This is a genomic window from Bradyrhizobium yuanmingense (genome assembly GCF_029167105.1).
Classification (GTDB): Bacteria; Pseudomonadota; Alphaproteobacteria; order Rhizobiales; family Xanthobacteraceae; genus Bradyrhizobium; species Bradyrhizobium yuanmingense_A.
The window spans coordinates 58,053-80,923 of the sequence record NZ_JARFML010000033.1 but is presented as its reverse complement, the minus strand read 5'-3'; the positions used below and the strand labels follow the sequence as shown (position 1 = coordinate 80,923).

The 22,871-nt window shown below is 64.5% G+C and carries 22 protein-coding genes and 1 pseudogene; 10 read left to right on the top strand and 13 right to left on the bottom strand.

What is annotated here, in order from left to right:
* Nucleotides 1-417: a succinate dehydrogenase, hydrophobic membrane anchor protein gene (gene sdhD / locus P0R31_RS31965; protein ID WP_036002745.1), complete on the bottom strand. Its 417-nt coding sequence runs from the start codon at nucleotides 415-417 to the stop codon at nucleotides 1-3.
* Nucleotides 414-812, bottom strand: a complete 399-nt coding sequence (gene sdhC, locus P0R31_RS31960) for a succinate dehydrogenase, cytochrome b556 subunit (protein ID WP_025033170.1) — start codon at nucleotides 810-812, stop codon at nucleotides 414-416. Before sdhC ends, sdhD begins: the two co-directional genes overlap by 4 nt.
* A 515-nt stretch (nucleotides 813-1,327) precedes the next feature.
* Here sdhC and P0R31_RS31955 point away from each other — a divergent pair.
* A pseudogene (locus P0R31_RS31955) lies at nucleotides 1,328-1,507 on the top strand (sulfite exporter TauE/SafE family protein); the annotation flags it as partial.
* Nucleotides 1,508-1,625: 118 nt separating this feature from the next.
* Here P0R31_RS31955 and P0R31_RS31950 read toward each other — a convergent pair.
* Complete coding sequence (locus P0R31_RS31950; protein WP_275518555.1) at nucleotides 1,626-3,155, bottom strand: malonate--CoA ligase; 1,530 nt, start codon at nucleotides 3,153-3,155, stop codon at nucleotides 1,626-1,628.
* A gap of 86 nt (nucleotides 3,156-3,241) precedes the next feature.
* Between P0R31_RS31950 and P0R31_RS31945 the strand changes: the two genes are divergently transcribed.
* From P0R31_RS31945 to P0R31_RS31930, 4 genes are all read left to right on the top strand, one after another.
* Nucleotides 3,242-4,003: an SDR family oxidoreductase gene (locus P0R31_RS31945; protein ID WP_275518554.1), complete on the top strand. Its 762-nt coding sequence runs from the start codon at nucleotides 3,242-3,244 to the stop codon at nucleotides 4,001-4,003.
* Nucleotides 4,004-4,325: 322 nt separating this feature from the next.
* Nucleotides 4,326-4,880: a fasciclin domain-containing protein gene (locus P0R31_RS31940; RefSeq protein ID WP_036024154.1), complete on the top strand. Its 555-nt coding sequence runs from the start codon at nucleotides 4,326-4,328 to the stop codon at nucleotides 4,878-4,880.
* Between the two features lie 182 nt (nucleotides 4,881-5,062).
* Entirely contained in the window at nucleotides 5,063-5,692 is a 630-nt protein-coding gene (locus P0R31_RS31935; RefSeq protein ID WP_036002769.1) for a cytochrome b/b6 domain-containing protein, read from the top strand.
* 70 nt (nucleotides 5,693-5,762) lie between these two features.
* Nucleotides 5,763-6,545 (top strand): molybdopterin-binding protein, encoded by a 783-nt coding sequence (locus P0R31_RS31930; protein ID WP_275518552.1) that lies wholly within the window; start codon nucleotides 5,763-5,765, stop codon nucleotides 6,543-6,545.
* A gap of 111 nt (nucleotides 6,546-6,656) precedes the next feature.
* On the opposite strand, the gene P0R31_RS31925 is transcribed toward P0R31_RS31930, so the two are convergent.
* Complete coding sequence (locus tag P0R31_RS31925) at nucleotides 6,657-7,847, bottom strand: YbfB/YjiJ family MFS transporter (protein WP_275518551.1); 1,191 nt, start codon at nucleotides 7,845-7,847, stop codon at nucleotides 6,657-6,659.
* 218 nt (nucleotides 7,848-8,065) lie between these two features.
* Between P0R31_RS31925 and leuB the strand changes: the two genes are divergently transcribed.
* Nucleotides 8,066-9,178 carry a 3-isopropylmalate dehydrogenase gene (leuB, locus tag P0R31_RS31920; RefSeq protein ID WP_275518550.1) on the top strand — a complete coding sequence of 371 codons (1,113 nt, stop codon included), beginning with the start codon at nucleotides 8,066-8,068 and terminating at the stop codon, nucleotides 9,176-9,178.
* Nucleotides 9,179-9,306: 128 nt separating this feature from the next.
* Entirely contained in the window at nucleotides 9,307-9,942 is a 636-nt protein-coding gene (locus P0R31_RS31915) for a DapH/DapD/GlmU-related protein (RefSeq protein ID WP_275518549.1), read from the top strand.
* 73 nt (nucleotides 9,943-10,015) lie between these two features.
* Here the strand turns inward: P0R31_RS31915 and P0R31_RS31910 are convergent, their stop codons facing one another.
* Together P0R31_RS31910 and P0R31_RS31905 are read right to left on the bottom strand one after the other, a co-directional pair.
* Entirely contained in the window at nucleotides 10,016-10,417 is a 402-nt protein-coding gene (locus tag P0R31_RS31910; protein WP_275518548.1) for a hypothetical protein, read from the bottom strand.
* Nucleotides 10,418-10,586: 169 nt separating this feature from the next.
* Complete coding sequence (locus P0R31_RS31905) at nucleotides 10,587-11,375, bottom strand: hypothetical protein (RefSeq protein WP_275518547.1); 789 nt, start codon at nucleotides 11,373-11,375, stop codon at nucleotides 10,587-10,589.
* A 117-nt stretch (nucleotides 11,376-11,492) separates the two neighbouring features.
* Here P0R31_RS31905 and P0R31_RS31900 point away from each other — a divergent pair, with 117 nt between their 5' ends.
* On the top strand, nucleotides 11,493-12,527 hold the full coding sequence (locus P0R31_RS31900) for an aspartate-semialdehyde dehydrogenase (RefSeq protein ID WP_036002717.1): 1,035 nt from the start codon (nucleotides 11,493-11,495) through the stop codon (nucleotides 12,525-12,527).
* A gap of 5 nt (nucleotides 12,528-12,532) precedes the next feature.
* On the opposite strand, the gene P0R31_RS31895 is transcribed toward P0R31_RS31900, so the two are convergent.
* From P0R31_RS31895 to murJ, 4 genes are all read right to left on the bottom strand, one after another.
* Nucleotides 12,533-13,102 carry a NifU family protein gene (locus P0R31_RS31895; protein WP_275518545.1) on the bottom strand — a complete coding sequence of 190 codons (570 nt, stop codon included), beginning with the start codon at nucleotides 13,100-13,102 and terminating at the stop codon, nucleotides 12,533-12,535.
* 302 nt (nucleotides 13,103-13,404) lie between these two features.
* Nucleotides 13,405-13,899: a universal stress protein gene (locus tag P0R31_RS31890; RefSeq protein ID WP_275518543.1), complete on the bottom strand. Its 495-nt coding sequence runs from the start codon at nucleotides 13,897-13,899 to the stop codon at nucleotides 13,405-13,407.
* A 106-nt stretch (nucleotides 13,900-14,005) separates the two neighbouring features.
* Nucleotides 14,006-15,058, bottom strand: a complete 1,053-nt coding sequence (gene trpS / locus P0R31_RS31885) for a tryptophan--tRNA ligase (protein ID WP_212255583.1) — start codon at nucleotides 15,056-15,058, stop codon at nucleotides 14,006-14,008.
* An 81-nt stretch (nucleotides 15,059-15,139) separates the two neighbouring features.
* The gene (murJ, locus tag P0R31_RS31880) at nucleotides 15,140-16,672 is read right to left on the bottom strand and encodes a murein biosynthesis integral membrane protein MurJ (protein ID WP_275518541.1); all 1,533 of its coding nucleotides are present in this window, start codon (nucleotides 16,670-16,672) and stop codon (nucleotides 15,140-15,142) included.
* Between the two features lie 124 nt (nucleotides 16,673-16,796).
* Between murJ and P0R31_RS31875 the strand changes: the two genes are divergently transcribed.
* Nucleotides 16,797-17,798, top strand: a complete 1,002-nt coding sequence (locus P0R31_RS31875; protein WP_275518540.1) for an adenosine kinase — start codon at nucleotides 16,797-16,799, stop codon at nucleotides 17,796-17,798.
* 149 nt (nucleotides 17,799-17,947) lie between these two features.
* Here P0R31_RS31875 and P0R31_RS31870 read toward each other — a convergent pair whose 3' ends face one another.
* From P0R31_RS31870 to P0R31_RS31860, 3 genes are all read right to left on the bottom strand, one after another.
* Complete coding sequence (locus P0R31_RS31870) at nucleotides 17,948-18,781, bottom strand: outer membrane protein (protein WP_275518539.1); 834 nt, start codon at nucleotides 18,779-18,781, stop codon at nucleotides 17,948-17,950.
* 296 nt (nucleotides 18,782-19,077) lie between these two features.
* Entirely contained in the window at nucleotides 19,078-20,772 is a 1,695-nt protein-coding gene (locus tag P0R31_RS31865) for an AMP-binding protein (protein WP_275518538.1), read from the bottom strand.
* A 96-nt stretch (nucleotides 20,773-20,868) separates the two neighbouring features.
* On the bottom strand, nucleotides 20,869-22,065 hold the full coding sequence (locus P0R31_RS31860) for a serine hydrolase domain-containing protein (RefSeq protein ID WP_275518537.1): 1,197 nt from the start codon (nucleotides 22,063-22,065) through the stop codon (nucleotides 20,869-20,871).
* Between the two features lie 347 nt (nucleotides 22,066-22,412).
* On the opposite strand from P0R31_RS31860, the gene P0R31_RS31855 reads away from it, so the two are divergent.
* Complete coding sequence (locus tag P0R31_RS31855; protein ID WP_025033192.1) at nucleotides 22,413-22,733, top strand: hypothetical protein; 321 nt, start codon at nucleotides 22,413-22,415, stop codon at nucleotides 22,731-22,733.
* Nucleotides 22,734-22,871 lie beyond the last annotated feature (138 nt).

The window sequence follows — 22,871 nt, the reverse complement described above, 5'->3', positions numbered from 1 at the left end:
TTACACTCCGGAAGAAAGCTTCAGGATCGCGTAGGTCGAGGCGAGCGCCACGGCGACCGAGAAGAAATTGTTGAGCATGATCGCGGTGAGCTTGAGCTTCTCGTTATGGACGTAGTCCTCGATCACCACCTGCATGCCGATCTTCATGTGCCAGGCGCTGGCGAAGATGAAGAGCAGCAGGATCACCGCAACGGGAATGGAGCTCAGGGTCTGCGCCGCATAGACCTGGTTGCGGCCGAGCAGCATCATGATGATCACCAGCGCGGGGATCATCAGCAGCGTCATGGCGACGCCGGTGATGCGCTGGCGCCAGAAATCGGACGTGCCGGAATGCGCGGCGCCGAGATTGCGGACGCGCCCGAGCGGGGTGCGCATCGAGGGACGCTTCGGAGAGCCGTGGGATTCGTCGAAGCTCATCGGCCGCCTCCGTTCGCATAGGCGATGATCCAGATCAGCACCGTCAGCGCGATGCCGCCGATCAGGGCGCCCCAGGTCAGCGCTTCACGCTCATTGGCCTTGAAGCCGTAGCCGAGATCCCAGACGAAATGCCGGATGCCGCTGAGCATGTGGTGCATCAGGGCCCAGGTGTAGCCGAACACAATCAGCCGGCCGATGATGCTGCTGGAGAAAGCCTGGACATGGGCATAGGCGGCCGGGCCGGAGGCCGCGGCAACCAGCCACCAGACCAGCAGCAGGGTTCCGACGTAAAGGGCGATACCGGTGGCGCGGTGCACGATGGATAGAGCCATCGTCAGCGTCCAGCGATAGGTTTGGATGTGCGGCGAAAGCGGTCGTTCGATCCGTGCGGTCATGGGTGGCTTTTGATGTTTGTTGCGGCCCAGCATGGGGCGCGCGGGGATCGCGAAAGGTGGGCTCTATTTACGGAGTCGATCTGGCCTGCGCAATCACCAAATCGCCATAAACCGAACTGTGGTTCAGCTCTATGGCCTTGATGAACCAAGGCCAATCAGGGTCTTGGTATACCAGCCTATCGGTCCGCCAACGAACATAGGAATCCAAATTCATCTCTTTGGCGCGCGCGTACGGCGCATTGAAATCGCTATTGGAACGCCTCTAAGCCGCCGCGAGCCGCCGGCGTCACAACTCGCGAACGAACGATGCCGCGGGCGACCGGCCCCGCTGTTGACGCGGCGTGGTCTCGGAACGCGCCCCGGTTCCCGCAACGCGGGCGGATATGCGCATCCTGCATCCCACCCCAGCCGGGCCGCGCGGCGTGACGACCGCCCCCAATCGGACCGCCTCGAGCTACCGATGGCCGGCGCTCGTGGTGTTGATCTCCATCCCGGCGCGCTCGGCTACATCTATCGCGGTCGGTTACGTCTCGCTGATCGGCGCCGTGCTGGTGATGCCGATGAGCCTCGTCACTGCGCCGCTCGGCGTGCGAGCCGCGCATGCGATGTCCAAGCGCACGCTGGAGGCCGCGTTCGGGTGCTATTTGCTGATCGTCGGCAGCCGGTTTGTGCTGAGCCTGGTGGGCGGGCTGTAGCTGCCAAATGCGCCGTCATTGCGAGCGCAGCGAAGCAATCCAGAATCATTCCGCAGAGGCAACCTGGATTGCTCGGTCGCAAGGGCTCCTCGCACGACGCCGACAGAGCGGAGCTCCCTCACTTCTTCGCGTAAATGTCCTTGTACGTCTCCCGCAAGATCTTCTTCTGCACCTTGCCCATGGTGTTGCGCGGCAGCTCGTCGACCACGAATACCCGCTTCGGCATCTTGAATTTCGCGAGGCGCCCGTCGAGGCCCTTCAGCACGGCCGCTTCATCGATGCTCGCGCCGGGCTGGCGCACCAGCACCGCGGTGACGCCCTCGCCGAAATCGGCATGCGGCACGCCGATCACGGCGGATTCGACCACGCCGGGCATGGCGTCGATCTCGCTCTCGATTTCCTTCGGGTACACGTTGAAGCCGCCGGAAATCACGAGATCCTTGCCGCGGCCGAGGATGTGCACGTAGCCCTTGCCGTCGATCTTGCCGAGGTCGCCGGTGATGAAGAAGCCGTCGGGCCGGAATTCGGCCTTGGTCTTCTCCGGCATGCGCCAATAGCCCTTGAAGACGTTCGGCCCCTTCACCTCGATCATGCCGATCTCGTCGCGCGCCAGCTCTTTCCCTGTCTCGGGATCGGTCACGCGCACCGAGACGCCCGGCAGCGGAAAGCCGACCGCGCCGGGCACGCGCTCGCCGTCATACGGGTTCGACGTGTTCATGTTGGTTTCGGTCATGCCGTAGCGCTCGAGCACGGCATGGCCCGTGCGCGCCGACCATTCGCGATGGGTGTCGGCAAGCAGCGGCGCCGAGCCCGAGATGAACAGCCGCATGTGCTTCGTCGTCTCATGCGACAGCGCGGGGTTCTGCAGCAGGCGGGTGTAGAAGGTCGGCACGCCCATCAGCACCGTGGCGCGCGCCATCAGCTTGATGATCAGGTCCGGATCGAGCTTCGGCAGGAAGATCATCGAGGCGCGCGCGAACAGCGTCACGTTCGTCGCCACGAACAGGCCGTGGGTGTGGTAGATCGGCAGCGCGTGGATCAGGACGTCCTTGTCGGTGAAGCGCCAATAATCGACGAGCGAGAGCGAGTTGGACGCGAGATTGTCATGCGTCAGCATCGCGCCCTTGGAGCGGCCGGTGGTACCCGAGGTGTAGAGGATTGCGGCAAGATCGTCGTCTTCGCGCGGCACTGTCGTGAATTCGCGGCTTGCTTTGTCAGCGGCCTCCGTCAGCGAGCCCTTGCCGTCCGCCCCGAGCGTCTCGACCGTCGCCTTCACCTTGGCGGCGATGGGCGCGAGCCCTTCCGCCTTGGAGGGATCGCAGATCACGAGCGACGGCTCGGCATCGCCGATGAAATAGTCGAGCTCGTTCAGCGTATAGGCCGTGTTCAGCGGCAGATAGACCGCGCCGGCGCGCACCGTGCCGAGATACAGCACGATGTTGGCGACCGACTTCTCCACCTGTACCGCGACGCGGTCGCCCGGCTTCACGCCGCGCGCGACCAGCACGTTCGCCATCTGGCCCGCGTGCGCGATCAGGTCGCCATAGCTGATATGGGCGCCGTCATGCGTCTCGATCGCGAGCTGCTTCGGATCGGCGAGGCCCTCGAACAGGCGGGAAAACAGGTTGGCGTTGGCAGCTTGGTTCATGCAACATTCCTCGCCGGCATAGGCCGGTCAAAACCGAGGGCTGGATTAGCAAAAACCGCCCCGATGAAGCAACGGAGACAGTTTGCATGTCAAAAAACGGGAAACGCGTGGCCTGGGTCACGGGTGGTGGCAGCGGAATCGGGGAGGCCGGCGCCGAGGCGTTAGCTGCCGACGGCTGGACGGTGGTGGTCTCGGGCCGGCGGCAGTCAGCCCTCGATGCCGTGGTGGCGAAGATCACGGGGGACGGTGGGGCGGCCGAGGCCATTGCGCTCGACGTCGCCAACGCGGCCGCAGCTCAGAAGGCGGCCGATCAGATCGTCGCGAAGCACGGACGCATCGACCTGCTCGTCAACAATGCCGGCATCAATGTCCCCAAGCGCAGCTGGAAGGACATGGAGCTGGAGGGCTGGGACAGACTGGTCCAGGTCAATCTCAACGGCGCGCTTTATTGCATGCGCGCCGTGCTGCCGACGATGCGCCAGCAGCAGGACGGTTCCATCATCAACGTCTCGTCCTGGGCCGGCCGTCACGTCTCGAAGATGCCGGGCCCGGCCTACACCACCACCAAGCACGCGGTGCTGGCGCTGACCCATTCCTTCAACATGGACGAATGCGTCAACGGCCTGCGCGCCTGCTGCCTGATGCCGGGCGAGGTGGCGACGCCGATCCTGAAGCTGCGCCCGGTGGTGCCGAGCGAAGCCGAGCAGGCGAAGATGCTGCAGCCCGAAGATCTCGGCCGCACCATCGCCTTCATCGCGAGCATGCCGGCGCGGGTCTGCATCAACGAAGTGCTGATCAGCCCGACGCATAATCGCGGGTTTATTCAGACCCCGAACAACAGGGATTGAGGCGTAGAGACCGCGCGGCAGAATCTCCTCGTCGTCCCGGGGCGCGACGCAGTCGCGAACCCGGGACCCATAACCACAGGGAGTAGTTTGGCGAAGTCTCGGAGTGGCCATCTCGTGGAGCGCGAGAGGTTCGCCCCCACGAACATCCCCGCCGATAGTTTCACCCATCACAAAGAATTTTTCCCCGAAACCGCACCTGAAACCCTCCCGTAGTTCGGTTCAACGACGGCACTGCTGCATCACCCTCAACTGTCGCAGGCGCCGTTGTTGCTCAGCTCAACGCCGGCCATCGCCGGTCTCAATTCAATCGGGAGACTCCCTCATGTCGAAGCGCATTGCCTATCTCGCTGCCGCCGCCTTCAGCGCCCTGGCCCTCACCGCGACCGTGGTCGCGCCCGCCAGTGCCGAGGAAAAGACTGTCATGGTCGGCGGCGCCGCGATGTACCCGTCCAAGAACATCGTCCAGAACGCGGTCAACTCCAAGGATCACACCACGCTGGTGGCGGCGGTGAAGGCGGCCGGCCTGGTGCCGACGCTCGAAGGCAAGGGCCCGTTCACGGTGTTCGCGCCGACCAACGCCGCCTTCGGCAAGCTGCCGGCCGGCACCGTCGACAACCTGGTCAAGCCCGAGAACAAGGCAACGCTGACCAAGATCCTCACCTACCATGTCGTGCCCGGCAAGCTCGCGGCTTCCGACCTCACCGACGGCAAGAAGCTGAAGACCGCCGAAGGCGAGGAGCTGACGGTGAAGAAAATGGACGGCAAGGTCTGGATCGTCGACGCCAAGGGCGGCACCTCGATGGTGACGATCACCAACGTCAACCAGTCGAACGGCGTGATCCATGTGGTCGATACCGTGCTGATGCCGGCGACGTAACACCGCGCGGTCCTGTTTCATCCCCGAACAGGACGTCCTCAGACCGCGAGCCGGGGATACCCGGCTCGCTCTTTTGTGACCACAATAGCCTCACGACATCGATTCGATGACGAACGGGATGTAACGAAAGCCGAAACACCGGCGTATAATCGCTGTCACACGACCTCAGGATGGAACCCGCCATGGCGAGCCTCACAGTCACCGACGAGCAGGTCACGGCCACCAAGTCCAAAGTGATCCAGCCGGCCTGGGTGCGGGTCATGCATTGGATCAACGCGCTCGCCATGATCCTGATGATCCTGTCGGGCTGGCAGATCTACAACGCCTCGCCGCTGTTCGACTTCCGCTTTCCGCGCGAGTACACGCTGGGCGGCTGGCTCGGCGGCGGCCTGCTCTGGCATTTTGCGGCGATGTGGCTGCTGATGATCAACGGCCTCGCCTATCTCGTCACCGGCATCGCCACCGGCCGCTTCCGCAAGAAGCTGCTGCCGATCACGGCATCGGGCGTGCTCCACGACGTCAGGGCGGCGCTGACCTTCAAGCTCGGCCATGACGATCTCACCGTCTACAATTACGTGCAGCGGCTGCTCTATGCCGGCATCATCGTGGTCGGCGTGCTGATCGTGCTGTCGGGCCTTGCGATTTGGAAGCCCGTGCAGCTCTATTATCTCGTGATGCTGTTCGGCGATTATCCGGCCGCGCGCTATGTCCACTTCTTCTGCATGGCCGCGATCTGCGCGTTTCTGGTCGTTCACGTCCTGCTTGCGCTGCTCGTGCCGAAGAGTCTGCGCGCGATGATCATCGGTCGCTAGAGCATGATCCGGAAAAGTGTGAAGCGGTTTTCCGACAAGATCATGCTCAAAATGGATATGTGAGGAGAACATGGCCAAACGTCCGTTCCTGATCCCCGGCGTCGACAAGCGGCTGCTGATCAAGGATTCCATCAAGACCATGCCTGATCTCGCCCGGCGCCGCTTCATCGCGGGCGGCGCCAGCCTCGGCGCGCTGACGCTGCTCACGGGTTGCGACGTGATCGATTCGTCCTCGGCCGAGACCATGTTGGCGAAGGTCTCAAAGTTCAACGACGCGGTGCAGGCCTGGATGTTCAATCCCGACGCACTGGCGCCGACCTTTCCCGAAAGCGCGATCACCAAGCCGTTCCCGTTCAACGCCTATTACGATCTCGACGACGCGCCCGATATCTCGGCCGCGGATTGGAAGCTCGAGGTGCGCGGCCTCGTCGACAACAAGAAGTCCTGGACGCTGGAGGAGCTCTACAAGCTGCCGCAGGTCACGCAAGTGACGCGCCATATCTGCGTCGAGGGCTGGAGCGCGATCGGCAGCTGGACCGGCACGCCCTTGCGCGATTTCCTCAAGCTGATCGGCGCCGATACGCGCGCGAATTATGTCTGGTTCCAGTGCGCCGACAAGGACGGCTACAATTCACCGCTCGACATGCGCAGTGCGCTGCATCCGCAAACCCAGATGACGTTCAAATACGCGAACGAAATTCTTCCGCGCGCCTACGGCTTCCCGATGAAGATTCGCGTGCCGACCAAGCTCGGCTTCAAGAACCCGAAATACGTGGTCTCGATGGAAGTCACCAACGACTACAAGGGCGGCTATTGGGAAGACCAGGGGTATAATTCGTTCAGCGGGAGCTGATTGAGGCAGTCATTCCGGGGCTCGCGAAGCGAGAACCCGGAATCCATCGAGCTGCAGCGCCGGTAGATAAATGGATTCCGGACTCGCGCTATGCGCGCCCCGGAATGACAGTCAAGCACTCGGCCCCACCTTCCGCTGGCACAACGCCGCCACCGCGCCTAGCGCCAATAGCGCCGCCGACACATTCAGCGCGTAACTCAAGCTCCCCAGCGCATCGGTGATCGCGCCGACTACGATCGGCCCGAGCGTCTGGCCGACGCCGAACGAGATCGTCATCGCCGCGATCGCGGTCGGCCACACCTCTGGCGGATAGTTGAATCGGACGAAGGCGGTGGTCGAGCCGACCACGGCGAAAAAGGCGACGCCGAACACGATCGCGGAGACCGCGAGCCAGGCCGGCGAATGCCCGAGCATCGGCAGGGCTGCGCCCAGCGCGTTGGTGCCGAGGATGATGGCGGTGGCGAGCCCGCCGCGATCGAGCGCCAGCACGCCGCGCCAGGCCCAGGGCGTCACGAACGCGGATAGACCGATCAGGCCCCAGAACGCCGCCTGGGCCGCGGCCCCGCCGCCGCCGTCGCGCACATAGGCGATCATGAAGGTCATGTAGGCGATGTAGCCGGCGCCGAACAGGAAATAGCCGGCGAGATAAATCAGCACCGGCAGGATCGCGAACGAGGCATGACCGCCTTCGGAGAAGCGTGCGCCGCTCTCGATGCGGATCAGGAACAGCGGGATCGTCATCAGGGCCGACAGCAGCGTCAGCGCCCACCACACGATCCACCACGAGCCCGGCCCGAAATATTGCAGCGTGAACGGGGCGATCAGCCCCGAGGACAGGATGCCGATGCCGGGTCCGGCATAAAACAGGCTGAGCAGGAAGTTGGCCCGTTCGGGCCGCGACTGGGCGATGGTGGCGGCGAGCGCGCCGCCGGCGACGAAGCCGGCCGCCGCGCCCAGGCCCAGCACCAGGCGCGCCAGGCTCAGCGCGACGAAATTCCCCGTCAGCGCGCAGGTGGCGAGCGCGGCAACGCAGGCAATGGTTCCGCCGCGGATCGCGGCGGCCCAGCCGACGCGCCGGATCAGGCGGGACGCCACCAGCGCGCCCACGAGATAGCCGACGGCGTTGATCGTGTTCATGAAACCGGCCGCCGAGTAGGACCAGCCGAGGTCCTCCCGCATGTCCGGCAGCACCAGAGCATAGGCGAAGCGGCCGATGCCGAGCCCGACCGTCGCTGCCAGCGACAGGGTCAGGATCAGCCGCGCGGGGTGTGCGTCGGGCAGGGGGCGATCAGGTGCGTGCAAGGGGTACTCCGGCCCACCCAGTGTGGCAGGCCCCGCCGGCCTTGCACAGCCGCGGCGCGGCAATGGTGTCTTGCCAAGCGCGCAACGCCGCTCTAGCACTCCGGCCGAAATTCATCCCGCTCGTCATGCCCGGGCTTGACCCAGGCATCCATCCTTCAAAAAAGCTGGATTGCCGGGTCAAGCCCGGCAATGACGAGAAAAAATCTGAGGTGACCACCATGGCGACCCACAAATTGCTGCTGCTTCCCGGCGACGGTATCGGCCCCGAGGTGATGGGCGAGGTGAAGCGGCTGATCGACTGGCTCAATGCGGCCGGGATCGCCAGGTTCGAGACCGACACCGGCCTCGTCGGCGGCTCCGCCTATGACGCGCACAAGGTTTCGATCTCCGAAGGCGACATGGCCAAGGCCAAGGACGCCGACGCCGTGATCTTCGGTGCGGTCGGCGGCCCGAAGTGGGATGCCGTGCCTTACGAGGTGCGCCCCGAAGCCGGCCTGCTGCGCCTGCGCAAGGATCTCGCGCTGTTCGCCAACCTCCGACCCGCCGTGTGCTATCCGGCGCTGGCGGATGCATCGAGCCTGAAGCGCGAGGCGGTCGAGGGCCTCGACATCGTCATCGTGCGCGAGCTCACCGGCGGCGTCTATTTCGGCGAGCCCAAGACCATCACCGATCTCGGCAACGGCCAGAAGCGCGCCATCGATACCCAGGTCTACGACACCTATGAGATCGAGCGCATCGGCCGCGTCGCCTTCGAGCTTGCCAGGAAGCGCAAGAACAAGGTGACGTCGATGGAGAAGCGCAACGTCATGAAGTCGGGCGTGCTCTGGAACGAGGTCATGACTCAGGTCCACAAGCGCGAATACCCGGATGTCACGCTCGAGCATCAGCTCGCCGATTCCGGCGGCATGATGCTGGTGAAATGGCCGAAGCAGTTCGACGTCATCGTGACGGACAATCTGTTCGGCGACATGCTCTCCGACATCGCGGCGATGCTCACCGGCTCGCTCGGCATGCTGCCCTCGGCCTCGCTCGGCGAGGTCGACGTCAAGACCAAGAAGCGCAAGGCGCTGTACGAGCCCGTGCACGGCTCGGCCCCCGATATTGCCGGCAAGGGCCTCGCCAATCCCATCGCGATGATCTCGTCGTTCGGCATGGCGTTGCGCTATTCCTTCGACATGGGCGATCTCGCCGACAAGGTCGACCAGGCCATCGCCGCCGTGCTGGCCAGCGGCCTGCGCACCGCCGACATCAAGTCGGAAGGCACCACGTCGACCTCGACCACGCAGATGGGCGACGCGATCCTGAAGGAATTGCAGAAGCTGCACGCGTAAGGTTCATGTTGTCATTCCGGGATGGTCCGAAGGACCAGACCCGGAATCTTGAGATTCCGGGTTCGGCTCTTCGAGCCGCCCCGGAATGACAGGCGGCCATTTTCCTGCGATTTCATCGGAGCTACCTCATGGACGCACCCCGCCCCAAGATCGCGGAAACCGTCATCCATGAGACGGTGCGCCTGCGCGAGGCGCAGATCGGGCGACGCTGCGAGGTGCTCGCGGGCACGCGCATCGAATATGCTTCGCTCGGCGACTATTCCTATCTCGGCGAGAATTGCGACGTCGCCGATGCCGCGATCGGCAAGTTCACGGCGATCGCCAATTCGGTGCGGATCGGTGCGCCGAACCATCCGATGGGCCGTCCCTCGCAGCACCGCTTCACCTACGTTCCCGAATATTACGAGGCCGGCGCGACACGCGATCGCGACTTCTTCGCAGGGAGGCGCGGCGACCGGGTGATCGTCGGCAACGACGTCTGGATCGGGCACGCCGCCATCCTGCTGCCGGGCGTGAGCGTCGGCGACGGCGCAGTGATCGCCGCAGGCGCCGTCGTCAGCCGCGATGTCGAGCCGTACACCATCGTCGGTGGCGTTCCCGCCCGTCCCATCCGCAAGCGCTTTGACGATACCGTTTCCGCAAGCCTGCGCCGCATCGCCTGGTGGGATTGGCCGGATGCGCTGATCTTCGAGCGCCTCGGTGATTTCCGCTCCGAGGCCATCGAAGAGTTTTGCCGGCGCTATGACCCGGCAGCCAACGCGTAAGGCGGACGCATCTCGCGAAAACAAAAATGGCCGGGCGTGAGCCCGGCCATTTTGATTCGGATCGTTGCCCGCCTCAGTACAGCGGGAAGTTCTGCGGATAGCCGCCGACATCCAGCGGCGGGGAGAGCGGCTGGCGGTCGATCGGCCGGTTGAGGTTCTCGCGGGCGAAGGACGGATAGCCCACGGCCGGGGGGAAGGCGTAGTCGGTGAACTTGCGGTCGCCCGGATTGACCTCGGTGCCGCCGTCCAGCCAGGAGCGCTTGCTCACATAGATGCGGGTGCGCCCCTGCTGGTAGACCGTGTTGGGTCCACCAGGGCCGTAATAGGGCCGGCCGCGGTCATCATAGCGCTGCTTGGTCCTGGTGTCGGCGGAAGCCGGGGTCGCGAACGCAACGGCAATTGCGGCGCCCGCCGCAAGCAATGTCGCCAGTTTGTTCGCGGCCAACTTGTTTACACCAGCAAATTTCAAGCTCATCACGTCCCCTTCAGGCGGCAGGCCGCCAGTCGATTTCACCCCATACTAGCCCGGCCGGGGCGGACGCAACTAGGTCAATTGGGTCACACCAGCTCGGAATAATCGTGCGCGCCGGCAAAAGTTGCATGCAAACCAGCCACTTGAGCTTGATGCAGATCCTTGATGCAGGTCAAAGCGCTCCGCGCAATTGCGCGTTCGCTGCGCCCAGCAGCCAGTCCGGCGAGCCCTGGGGGTCACAGCCGCGGCGCCTGAGCTCGGCATGGGCGAACAATTCCGCCAGCCTCGGCTCGTTGCCTGAGGCCAGCAGTGTCAGCCGGTTCAGCGTGCAGGCGACCGCCGCGCGGCGGGCGGGCAAGCTGTCGCCCTGGCAGGAGAAGCCGGAGATCTGCAAGGCGGGCTCCTCGTAGCGCTTGAGATAGCCGAGGCAGGCTCGCGTCCCCTCTGTCGCGCCGACCGGCCGGAACAGGGCGACGGGGCCGAATTTGCTGTCGATCAGGCCGGCCTGCTCGAGCGGGGCATCTGCAGCCAAACCCATCCGAGCGGCCAAGCCCGCGGCCGCCGGCCGTGTCACGTCGAATTCGGCGCTTTGGCGGTAGATTTCGAGTTCGGCCACCGGCTTGTCCGCCATATCGGTCCAGCGCAGCACATCCCTGCGGCCGCCCTCGGGATGCCTAAAGATGATGTAAGATGCTGTTTTTTCTGATGAATCGATCCGGCTGACGGCGAAGGCCGGATGCGAGCGGTCGGCGATGCTCCAGTCCGGTCTGTCCGTCGGACCATCGCCACGCAGGTCGGGCAGCTGTCCCAGGCCTGCGAGGGCGAGGATGGCAAACAGGGCAAGCGCCCCCACATAGGCGACCAGATGCGCCAGCGTGCCGACGATCTCGTCGGCGACGGCCAAGAGCGTCAGCTGGATCTGGGTAGGGCTAACGGCCGTGCTGGCCTCAGGCGACTGCATCCACGGCCTTCAGGCATGGTCTTAACGTTGTCTTGAGGCCGGTTCTCGCATAGAAGCGCTGCTCTTCCTGTTTAAGCGTCAGCTTCGGGAACGGGCTTTTTCATCGGAGAGTGAACGATGGGTTACAAAGTCGCAGTCGTCGGCGCGACCGGCAATGTCGGTCGGGAAATGCTCAACATCCTGGATGAGCGCAAATTCCCCGCGGACGAGGTCGTGGCCCTGGCGTCGCGCCGCAGCGTCGGTGTCGAAGTCTCCTATGGCGACCGCACCCTGAAGGTCAAAGCGCTCGAGCATTACGACTTCTCCGACGTCGACATCTGCCTGATGTCGGCGGGTGGGTCGGTGTCGAAGGAATGGTCGCCGAAGATCGGCGCCGCCGGCGCTGTGGTGATCGACAATTCCTCGGCATGGCGCATGGATCCGGACGTGCCGCTGATCGTGCCCGAGGTGAACGCGGCCGCGACCGAAGGCTTCAAGAAGAAGAACATCATCGCCAACCCGAACTGCTCGACCGCACAGCTCGTGGTGGCGCTCAAGCCGCTGCACGAGAAGGCGACGATCAAGCGCGTCGTGGTCTCGACCTATCAGTCGGTGTCGGGCGCCGGCAAGGACGCGATGGACGAATTGTTCTCGCAGACCAAGGCCGTCTACACCAACGACGAACTGGTCGCGAAGAAATTCCCCAAGCGCATCGCCTTCAACGTCATCCCCCACATCGACGTCTTCATGGAGGACGGCTACACCAAGGAAGAGTGGAAGATGATGGCGGAGACCAAGAAGATCCTGGATCCCAAGATCAAGCTCTCCGCCACCTGCGTGCGCGTGCCTGTGTTCGTCGGCCATTCCGAGGCCGTCAACATCGAGTTCGAGAATCCGATCACCGCCGATGAAGCGCGCAACATCCTGCGCGTGGCGCCCGGCTGTCTCGTCATCGACAAGCAGGAGCCCGGCGGCTACGCCACGCCCTATGAAGCGGCCGGCGAGGACGCCACTTACATCAGCCGCATCCGCGAGGACGCGACGGTGGAGAACGGCCTCGTGCTCTGGTGCGTGTCGGACAATCTGCGTAAAGGCGCCGCCCTCAACGCGATTCAGATCGCGGAAGTCTTGATCAACCGCAAGCTGATCACCGCCAAGCAGAAGGCGGCGTAAGGGGCTTACATCGGGCGGACTTCGACCACGTCAGGCACGAAGTGCTTGAGCAGGTTCTGGATGCCGTGCTGGAGCGTCGCCGTCGATGACGGGCAGCCGGAGCAGGCGCCCTTCATGTTGAGATAGACGATACCGTCCTTGAAGCCGCGGAAGGTGATGTCGCCGCCGTCATTGGCGACCGCCGGCCGCACCCGGGTCTCGATCAGGTCCTTGATCATGTCGACGGTCTCGGCGTCGGCCTCGTCGAAGAACTCGTCCTCGTCGTCGAGATCGGCCTCGCCGGTGGCCGCGCCGCCCGCAAGCAGCGGCGCGCCGGACATGTAGTGCTCCATGATGGCACCCAGGATCGCCGGCTTGAGCTGCTGCCATTCACCGCTCGCCTTCGTCACGGTGATGAAGTCCGATCCGTAGAACACGCCGGTGACGCCGGGCACCTCGAACAGCTTTTCGGCGAGCGGCGAACGCGCCGCCGATTCGCGGCTCGAAAATTCCATCGGGCTGCCGTCGACCACGACGCGGCCGGGAATGAACTTCAGCGTGGCGGGATTGGGGGTGGCTTCGGTTTGAATGAACATGGTTTTCTCCAGACGTCGCCGGTTCAAGGCCGGCGCGTGCTCTATCCCCTAGCAGATGGCGACGGCGAACGCACGGTCAAGGGGAGGGAACGGCGTTCGAGTGTTATATCAGTGAGTTAGGGGCGTTCTTACCCTCCCCTGGAGGGGGAGGTCGGCTCATGTCGAGCGAAGCGAGGCGTGAGACGGGGTAGGGTGACGGTCTCTCCTCACGCCACAGTGCCCGTGTGGAGAGACCACCCCACCCCGCTCGCGCTGCGCGCGATCGACCCTTCCCCTCCAGGGGAGGGTAAGAGGCATCGGCGCTACGAAAGCGAATCCACGCTTTCATCGCTCAGGGCACCCGAGATGATCGTCACCGGCACCGGGAATGTGCCGAGCGCATTTGCGAGCAGCGAGACCAATGGTCCGGGCCCCTCCGCGCCAGGATTGGCGGCGAGCACCAGCATGGCGATGTCAGGATCCTCGTCGATCACTGCGAGCAGCTGTTCCATCGCGCTGCCCTCGCGGATCACCCGCTCCGGCGTGATCGCAGCGATGCCGTTGGCTCTGCCGGCGGCGCGGTCGAGCGCGGCTTCGGCGGCTTCCTGCGCCTCGGCCCGCATGATGTCGGCCACGCCCAGCCATTCCTGGCTCTGCTGTTCCGGCTCGATGATGCGCAACATGACCACGCCGCCGCCGGCGCGCATCGCCCAGCGGCTGGCGTAATAGACGGCGCGATCCCATTCGGCGCTGTCGTCGACGATGACGAGGCATTTGGGCTTGTGACCCGGCTCGTAGCAAAGTCGCTTGCTGGTCATGCATGTCCCGGATTGTGCACGGGACGCATGCTGCCACACTCCCGCGATGTTTGGGAGAGGCGAAGCGGCCGGCGCCGTGGCGCCAGCCTGTGTTGCGAACCGCGCCTTAGCGCCGGCGGATGAAACCGACGATGTCCTTGGAGAGCTTCATGGTCTCGTCAGCGATCGCGCGCGCCCGATCGGATCCCTCGTTCAGGATCGCGTCGATATGGCCGGGATCGGCGACGAGGCGCTTCATCTCGCCGGCGATCGGCGCGAGTTTTGTCACGCACAGCTCCGCCAGCGCATTCTTGAAGCTGGAGAACTGGCCATTGCCGAATTCGCGCAGCACGTCCGCCTTGGAGCGGCCGGACAGCGCGGCGAAGATGCCGACGAGATTGTCGGCCTCGGGCCGCGCTTCCAGGCCCTTCTCCTCGGTCGGCAGCGGCTCCGGATCGGTCTTCGCCTTGCGGATCTTCTGCGCGATAGTGTCGGCATCGTCGGTCAGGTTGATGCGCGAATTGTCCGACGCATCCGACTTCGACATTTTCTTGGTGCCGTCGCGCAGGCTCATCACGCGCGTCGCCGGACCCGTGATCAGGGGTTCGGGCAGCGGGAAGAACAGCCCGTCATTGGTGCCCTGCGCGCGGATCGAGTCGCCGAAGTCGTTGTTGAACTTCTGCGCGATGTCGCGCGAGAGCTCGAGATGCTGCTTCTGATCCTCGCCCACGGGAACGTGGGTGGCGCGATAGAGCAGAATGTCCGCGGCCATCAGCACGGGATAGTCGAACAGGCCCACGGAGGCGTTCTCGCGGTCCTTGCCGGCCTTCTCCTTGAATTGAGTCATGCGACCGAGCCAGCCCATCCGCGCGACGCAGTTGAAGATCCAGGCGAGCTCGGCATGGCCCGAAACCTGGCTCTGGTTGAACACGATGTGCTTCTTCGGATCGATGCCGGCCGCGATGAACGCGGCGGTCACCTCGCGGGTGTTGCGCGCGAGCTCGACCGGCCCGCCCCAGACGTCCACCCCTTGCGTGATCGCGTGCATGTCGACGACGCAATAGATGCAATTGTGGGTTTCCTGCATCTTCACGAAGTTGACGATGGCGCCGAGGTAATTGCCGAGGTGCAGATTGCCCGTCGGCTGGACGCCCGAAAAGACCCGTTCAACGAATGGCATGGTCAGCCTTCCCATAGGTATTCGGCCGTCGTTTCCAACAGCGGCGCTGCCCCGTCAAGGGTCTTTCGCGGGGGCCGTGGTTCAGCCGGTTCGTTTCAACGCGTTTACCGCCTCGCGCCAGGAGGCGGCGCCGACGGTTTGCAGCAGCAAGCCGTAGACGACGATCCCGGCCGCGATCTGTACACCCAGCGCAATGAAGTGGATGAGCCCATGGGCGCCGGCAGGCACCAGACCCGTTGTCAGCCAGAGCAGGGCGGCCATGGCGATCGTGGCCAGCACGATCCGCGGCAATCGCGTGCGGGCACTCGCATCGATCGAGAAGCCGAAAGCGGCCGTGCCCTTTCGGATCAAGGAGAGCGCGCTGCTCCAGGCGCCGGCCGCGATACCAGCCGCGATACCGCTCGCGCCAAAGACATGACCGAGCAGAACCGCGAGCACGACCGTCACCACGAAGCCTTTGGCTGTCGCGAGCAGCGGCGTCATCGTGTCGTTGCGGGCATAGAAGGCCGGCGACAGCGCCTTGATCAGCACATGCGCCGGCAGGCCCAGCGCCAGCCACATCAGCGCACGCGCGGTGGCCGCACTGTCCGCCGCACCGAATGCGCCATGCTCGAACAAGAGTCGCACGATCGGCTCGGCGAGCACGATCAGGCCGGCCGTCGCGGGCAGCGCCAGCCCGGCCGCAAGCTCCAGCGCGCGGGATTCGGCATGCGCCACCGCGTCGCGATCGGAGCTAGCGACGGCGCGCGTCAGCTCCGGCACCAGCACCGTCCCCATGGCGACGCCGACAATGCCGAGTGGCAGCTCGATCAGGCGGTTGGCGAAATAGAGCCAGGACACCGCGGACGGCGTTGCGGAGGCGATGATCGCGCCCGCCACCATCAGCCATTGCGGCCCCGAGCTTGCGATCATGCCGGGGATCGCCTTGGCGAAGAAGCCGCGCATCTCCTTGCCGAAACTGGCGCGCAGCGGCGTCGCCAGGCGCGCGCTTCGCTGCGACAGCAGCATCAAGAGTTGCAGCAGGCCGGCGAGGCCGACCGTTGCCGCCAGAATCCACGCGGCGAAACTCGCCTCTGTATGCCAGACCAGCAGCGCCGCGATCGCGGCGATCAGCGCAATGTTGAACAGCAGCGGCGAGAACGCCGTCAGCGCGAAGCGTCCCTGCGCATTGATCAGCCCCATCAGCACGGTGACGGGACCGGCGAAGGCGAGGTAAGGCAGCATCAGCCGCGCGTTCTGAACCGCGAGATCGAGCGTGCCGCTGCCGAGGAATCCCGGCGCGATCACCGTCATGATCAGCGGCATCAACAATGCGATCAGCAGCGAGCTCGCGATCAGGGCAACGCTGACCGTGCCGAGCACGCGCCCGGCGAACGCCGCGGCTTCCGCCACCCCGTCGCGGTCCCGCACCCGCAGCCAGGCCGGGATCAGCGCCGCGTTCAGCGCGCCCTCGCTGAGCAGCCGCCGCACCACGTTGACGAGCTGGAACGCCGCCAGAAACGCATCCGCCACGGCGCCGGTGCCGAGCAGCGCCGCAATCAGGGAATCGCGGGCGAAACCCAGCAGGCGCGAGGCCAGCGTTCCCGTCGAGACGGTCAGGAAGGAGCGGATCATGCTCTCGAAAATACCGTTGCTTGCCCGCCAAGGCCCGGTCGTGATAGGCCGCGAGCTTGGATTTCAGGCCGACAGGAAGCGGATTTCCGGTTAGATCGCAATCCGGCAAACAGGATCAAGGTGAATGGCTGACGTGAAATATGACGTTCTCGGCATCGGCAACGCGCTGTTCGACGTGCTGGTTCGGACCGACGAGGCCTTTCTGGCCAAGCATGGCATGGCGAAGGGCAGCATGTCGCTGATCGACGAGGCCCGTGCGGCCGCCATCTACAAGGACATGGGTCCGGCGACCGAGGTCTCGGGCGGTTCGGCCGCCAACACCATCGTCGGTATCGGCAGCCTTGGGGCGCGCGCCGCCTATGTCGGCAAGGTCAAGGACGACCAGATCGGCAAGCTCTACGTGCACGACATTCGCGCTGCCGGCGTCGCCTTCAACACGCCCGCTGCCAAGGACGGCCCCGCCACCGGCTGCTCCTACATCCTGGTCACTGGCGACGGCGAGCGCACCATGAACACCTATCTCGGCGCGGCGCAGGACCTGTCGCCCGCCGACATCGATCCGGCCGAGATCGCGAGCGCCGGCATCGTCTACCTCGAGGGCTATCTCTGGGACCCCAAGAACGCCAAGGAGGCCTTCGTCAAGGCGGCCAAGATCGCCCATGACGCCAAGCGCAAGGTGGCGCTGACGCTGTCGGATTCCTTCTGCGTCGATCGCTATCGCGACGAGTTTCTCTCGCTGATGCGGGGCGGCACCGTCGACATCGTGTTCGCCAACGAGTCCGAACTGCACTCGCTCTACATGACCTCGGATTTCGACACCGCGCTGAAGCAGCTGCGCAACGACGTCAATCTCGGCATCGTCACCCGCAGCGAGAAGGGCTGCATGGTGGTGTCGTCGGAAGACGCGGTCGCAGCGCCGGCCTTCCCGGTCGAGAAGGTGGTCGACACCACCGGTGCCGGCGATCTGTTCGCCGCCGGCTTCCTCTACGGCCTCGCGCGCAACTTCGGCTACAAGCAGTGCGGCGAGCTCGGCGCGCTCGCCGCCGCCGAAGTCATCCAGCACATCGGCGCGCGCCCGCTGGTGTCGCTGAAGGAGCTGGCGGAGCAGCGCGGGTTGACGGCGTAAGAAGTTATCTCTGCCTCCCACGATGCGGTCGGCATAGCGACCGCACTTTACCGGCGTGCCGCGTAGAACGAGGCGCTCTCTCTGGCTCCCGATCAAAAAAACGGCTCCGAGCCGAATGGCCGGAGCCGGGATCTTGGCTTCTTCGCTTCTCAGTACTTGGCCATCACCGGCCCGCCGAACTTGTAGTTCAGGCCGGCCCGCACGGTATGGAAGGTGAGGTCCTGCGAGATGCGTTCGACGTAGTTGGAGCCGGGCGGAGCAAACGTGCTGCCGGGCACGTAGGTCGACGTGTAATCCACGCCGCCGAGATCGGTATAGAGATATTCGAGCTTAACCGTCCAATTCGGCACGAAGGCGTGCTCAACGCCGGCGCCGACCGTCCAGCCGACCTTCGTCTCGGACACCGAACCCGTCTTGGTATAACCATTGGACGAGGTGAGATCCCAGCTTCCCTTGACGCTGCCGACGGCCAGACCGCCGGTGACGTACAGCAGGGTCTTGTCGACCGCATAGCCGGCGCGGCCGCGAACGGTCACGAGCCAATCATTGCGGATGCTTTCGTCGAAGGTGCGGATCACCGGCGGATTCGCTCCGGTGAAAACGGTGCGCGCACCGATATCTGTTGCGTTGGCGTCGGCTTCTACACCCAGAACCCAAGCACCGGTCTGCCAGTTCGCGCCGATCTGAAGACCGCCGAGTGCGCCGGCCGGATCGAGGCGGCGATTGCTCAGCGCCACAAACTCGTTCCTGAACGCTACGGGTTCGACGGCCCAGCTGCTGGTGGGATCGAGCACGGTGCCGAGATCCGACTGCCCCCAAGCGTAACCCGCATTCACGCCCACGTAAAAACCGGTCCAGTTATAGACGGCTACGGCGGTCGCTGGTGCCTTGAAGGGCCGGGCCGCGAGATCTGCGGCGCTTGCCGAATTGAAGGTTGCAAATCCAATTTCTGCAACCAGGATGGTTCTCCAAGCGGATTTCACGGCATTCCCCCTAGCTCAACAATCGATCAAGTCAGGACACGACAGTAACATTGTACTGCCGCGATGTCTGTGCCGGGCCTGCCACAGCTGATTGACATTGAACGCGCGTGCGGGACGCGACAGGCAGAGTTAATGGCGCGCCTGTCCAAAGGCTGGAGCTATGCGTGCAAGCGCAGGGGCTGACCGCGCAAGGCTCTCTCTACTCTTTCCGTCATTGCGAGCGTAGCGAAGCAATCCAGCCTGTTTCGTCGGAAAGACTCTGGACCGCTTCGTTACGCTCGCAATGACGATGCACCTCACGCCGTCTTTGCCGCCTTCAATCCCAAACGCTGCTCGACTGCCTCGCGCATCAGGAATTTCTGGATCTTTCCGGTCACGGTCATCGGAAACTCGTCGACGAACTCGACGTAGCGCGGGATCTTGTTGTGGGCGATCTGGCCTTCGCAGAAGGCACGCACTTCCTCAGCCGTCAGTTGCTCGCCCGCTCTGACGCGAATCCAGGCGCAGAGCTCCTCGCCGTAGCGGATATCGGCGACGCCAAAGATCTGCACGTCCTGGATCTTGGGGTGACGATACAGAAATTCTTCGATCTCGCGCGGATAGAGGTTTTCGCCGCCGCGGATCACCATGTCCTTGATGCGGCCGACGATGTTGCAATAGCCTTCGTCGTCGAGGGTGGCGAGGTCGCCGGTATGCATCCAGCCGTTCGCGTCGAGCACGTCGGCCGTCTTCTCCTTCTCTTCCCAATAGCCGAGCATGATGCTGTAGCCGCGGGTGCACAGCTCGCCGCGTTCGCCGCGCTTGACGATCCTGCCCTCGAGATCGACGATCTTGACCTCGACATGCGGATGGATACGTCCGACCGTGGAGACACGGCGCTCCAGCGGATCGTCCACCGCGCTCTGGAAGCTGACGGGGCTGGTCTCGGTCATGCCATAGGCGATGGTGACCTCCCGCATGTTCATCTCGGTGTTGACGCGCTTCATCACCTCGATCGGGCAGGGCGCGCCGGCCATGATGCCGGTCCGCAGCGATGTCAGGTCGAAGCCGGCGAATTCGGGGTGATCGAGTTCGGCGATGAACATCGTCGGCACGCCGTAAAGCGCCGTGCATTTCTCCTGCTCGATCGTGCGCAGCGTCGCGAGCGGGTCAAAACCCTCGCCGGGATAGACCATTGCGGCGCCGAGCGTCACGGAGGCAAGGTTGCCCATCACCATGCCGAAGCAATGATAGAGCGGCACCGGAATGCAGATGCGGTCCTTCTCGGTGAGGCGCATCGCGCGGCCGACGAAATAGCCGTTGTTGAGGATGTTGTGGTGGGTCAGCGTCACGCCCTTGGGCGATCCGGTCGTGCCGCTGGTGAACTGGATGTTGACGGGATCGTCGAACTGCAGCTCCTGGCCGAGCGCGGTCAATTGCTGACGGTGCCGGTCGCCGCCCATGCGCGCGACCTCGTCGAAGGCAATCGTGCCCAGCGCGGCAGGGCCGCCGATCTGGATGACATTGCGGAGGGCCGGCAGCCGTGCCGCATGGAGCTGTCCGGGCCGGGCGGATGACAGCTCCGGCAACAGCGTGTTGAGCATCTCCATGTAATGGCTGGTCTTGAACGCCGTCGCGGTGACGATCGCCGCGCAGCCGACCTTGCGCAGGGCGAATTCCAGCTCGCTCAGGCGATAGGCAGGATTGATCGTCACCAGGATCAGGCCGGCCTTGGCGGCGGCGAACTGGGTCAGCGTCCATTCCGGCCGGTTCAGCGACCAGATGCCGATCCGCTGGCCCCGCTCGAGCCCGAGCGCAAGAAAGCCGGCGGCGAGCGCATCAACCCGTTCGGCGAATTCCGACCAGGTCCATCGCACGCCGTGGCTGGGCGAGACCAGTGCCTCGCGGTCGCCCCAGCGCTGTGCGGCCTGGTCGAGACTCCGGCCGATCGTGTCGCCGAGCAGCGGCACGTCCGAGATGCCGCAAACGTAGCTGTCCGCCTTATCCGACACGTCAAAATCCTTTCGTCATGGAATGAGCTTGATCCTCTTCGGTCGGCATGGCCGGGACGAGCCCGGCCATGCCGCGTGGCGAGAGCACCGAGACCCTCACGCCGCCTTCCGCCCGCTTCCGGCAGCATCGAGCCCGGCATAAACGCCGCGCTCGAAGCCTGCGAACGCCTCCAGGCATTTCGCATCCGCGAACGGCAGCAGCTGCATCAGGATGACGCCGGTGACGTCGCGCGCCGGATCGATCCAGTAATAGGTGTTGGCGAGGCCCGCCCAGGCGAGGCTGCCGGCGCTGCGGCCTTCCGCGGTCTTGGCGGTGTTGATCATGAAGCTGAGGCCCCACTTCTTCACCTGCTCCGGATAGAGATCGACGTCGTTGGTGTACATCGGCGCCGCCGTCGTCATCTTGCCCATGGCGAGATCGCCGATGTGGTTCTGCCCCATCGTCGCGACCGTCTCGGCTTTCAACACCTGGTTGCCGTTGCCGCGGCCCTTGTTGAGGATCATCTGCGTGAACTTGATATAATCGCCCGCCGTCGAATAGAGCCCGCCACCGCCCATGTGGAATTCCGGCTCCTGCTCCAGCTCGAACGGGATCGCTGCCAGCTGGCCGTCCTCGCCGCGCGCATGCATGCCGACCAGGCGCTTGCGCATGTCGTCGCTGATCTTGAAAGCGGTGTCGCGCATGCCGAGCGGCGCGAACAGATTGTCGCGCAGGTATGCGTCGAGCCGCTTGCCGCTGGCGGCCTCCACGGCCTTGCCGACGAAATCGATGTTGGTGCCGTATTCCCAGCGCGTGCCGGGGTCGGACATGATCGGCGTCTTCAATGCCGCGTTCTGGCAGGTGGTGATGGCGGGAATGCCGTTCTTGTCCAGATAGATCGCGAGATCTCCGTTCCACATGTTGTAGCAGAAGCCGGCGGTGTGGGTCATGAGCTGGCGCAGCGTGATCGGTCCTTTGGCCGGCCGCAGCTTCGCCTCGCCCTTGGCATCGAAGCCTTCGAGCACCTGCGGATTGGCGAGCTCGGGCAGGACATCGCCGATCGGCGCATCCAGCGACAGCTTGCCCTGCTCGACCAGCTGCATGGCGCCCGCTGTTGTCACCGCCTTCGTCATGGAGGCGATCCAGAACACGCTGTCGACGCTCATCGCATCGGGCTTGGACAGATCGCGCTTGCCGAACGCGCCCTGATACAGCACGTCTTGACCGCTGGCCGCGATGGCGACGACGCCGGGAATCTCCTTGGTCTCGCTCTTCTGACGCAGAATCTCATCGATCTGGGCTTGGCTTTGCATGGCGTTTCCTCGGGTTTGATTATTGTTGGAAGTGATCGATTGTCCTCCGGCATGCCGGGCGCGGCAAGCGCATCCATGCCTCTGCGCCGGTCGCGATGTCGTGACTTGACGGCTCTGGTCCCAGGCACGACGACAACGGGACTGAACCGCTGCCTTGCTCACAATCTGCGGTGGATTGCCGGACTTCGTCCTCACCCTGGATGGGCTCGAGGCGATATGGTTCGTGTGTTTCCGGACGCTTGAAACATTTCGTGAGCTGCCGCGTTCAGCACCCGGTCCGGTTCATGGACCGATCGAGATTGATGCAAATGTTGCCGGCCGTGGATGGGCGGCGAGGGGGACCTCAGATGATTTCGACCTGGAGCGAATGGAAGCGCTATCCCCGTCCCGGACGGGGCGAGAACCTGGAGGCGCCGATTTCGCCCGGCATTTACGAGGTGCGCATCGCCGGCACCGGCGCGCTCTATTCCTTCGGCGCCGTCGACAATCTGGCGCAGGCGCTGGCGCTGCTGCCGGTCGGCTCGAAGTCGTGGTTCGGCCGTCGCGACACCTCCCACGTTCCCGATCTCGAATACCGGACCTGCGCGACCTCCACGAAGGCGGACGCCAAGGCCGCGGCCGAACGCATGATCGGACGCCGCGAGACCTATATGAGCGGCGCGGCCTGACCGTTTCCTCGATCGCGAGGCCAACCTCTCCCTTTGGAGAGGCGAGCGACCTGAGGCTCCCGGCCTACTCCCAGCAGATGTGCGTTGCCGGGCGGTGCATTGCGCATCGCTTGCACCTATATTCCGGGCCGATCCGAT

Bases quoted from the DNA above. Each gene is read 5' to 3' on its own strand.
- sdhD (WP_036002745.1), bottom strand. From the start codon at position 417: ATGAGCTTCGACGAATCCCACGGCTCTCCGAAGCGTCCCTCGATGCGC.
- sdhC (WP_025033170.1), bottom strand. From the start codon at position 812: ATGACCGCACGGATCGAACGACCGCTTTCGCCGCACATCCAAACCTAT.
- P0R31_RS31950 (WP_275518555.1), bottom strand. From the start codon at position 3,155: ATGAACCAAGCTGCCAACGCCAACCTGTTTTCCCGCCTGTTCGAGGGC.
- P0R31_RS31945 (WP_275518554.1), top strand. From the start codon at position 3,242: ATGTCAAAAAACGGGAAACGCGTGGCCTGGGTCACGGGTGGTGGCAGC.
- P0R31_RS31940 (WP_036024154.1), top strand. From the start codon at position 4,326: ATGTCGAAGCGCATTGCCTATCTCGCTGCCGCCGCCTTCAGCGCCCTG.
- P0R31_RS31935 (WP_036002769.1), top strand. From the start codon at position 5,063: ATGGCGAGCCTCACAGTCACCGACGAGCAGGTCACGGCCACCAAGTCC.
- P0R31_RS31930 (WP_275518552.1), top strand. From the start codon at position 5,763: ATGGCCAAACGTCCGTTCCTGATCCCCGGCGTCGACAAGCGGCTGCTG.
- leuB (WP_275518550.1), top strand. From the start codon at position 8,066: ATGGCGACCCACAAATTGCTGCTGCTTCCCGGCGACGGTATCGGCCCC.
- P0R31_RS31915 (WP_275518549.1), top strand. From the start codon at position 9,307: ATGGACGCACCCCGCCCCAAGATCGCGGAAACCGTCATCCATGAGACG.
- P0R31_RS31910 (WP_275518548.1), bottom strand. From the start codon at position 10,417: ATGAGCTTGAAATTTGCTGGTGTAAACAAGTTGGCCGCGAACAAACTG.
- P0R31_RS31905 (WP_275518547.1), bottom strand. From the start codon at position 11,375: ATGCAGTCGCCTGAGGCCAGCACGGCCGTTAGCCCTACCCAGATCCAG.
- P0R31_RS31900 (WP_036002717.1), top strand. From the start codon at position 11,493: ATGGGTTACAAAGTCGCAGTCGTCGGCGCGACCGGCAATGTCGGTCGG.
- P0R31_RS31895 (WP_275518545.1), bottom strand. From the start codon at position 13,102: ATGTTCATTCAAACCGAAGCCACCCCCAATCCCGCCACGCTGAAGTTC.
- P0R31_RS31890 (WP_275518543.1), bottom strand. From the start codon at position 13,899: ATGACCAGCAAGCGACTTTGCTACGAGCCGGGTCACAAGCCCAAATGC.
- trpS (WP_212255583.1), bottom strand. From the start codon at position 15,058: ATGCCATTCGTTGAACGGGTCTTTTCGGGCGTCCAGCCGACGGGCAAT.
- murJ (WP_275518541.1), bottom strand. From the start codon at position 16,672: ATGATCCGCTCCTTCCTGACCGTCTCGACGGGAACGCTGGCCTCGCGC.
- P0R31_RS31875 (WP_275518540.1), top strand. From the start codon at position 16,797: ATGGCTGACGTGAAATATGACGTTCTCGGCATCGGCAACGCGCTGTTC.
- P0R31_RS31860 (WP_275518537.1), bottom strand. From the start codon at position 22,065: ATGCAAAGCCAAGCCCAGATCGATGAGATTCTGCGTCAGAAGAGCGAG.
- P0R31_RS31855 (WP_025033192.1), top strand. From the start codon at position 22,413: ATGATTTCGACCTGGAGCGAATGGAAGCGCTATCCCCGTCCCGGACGG.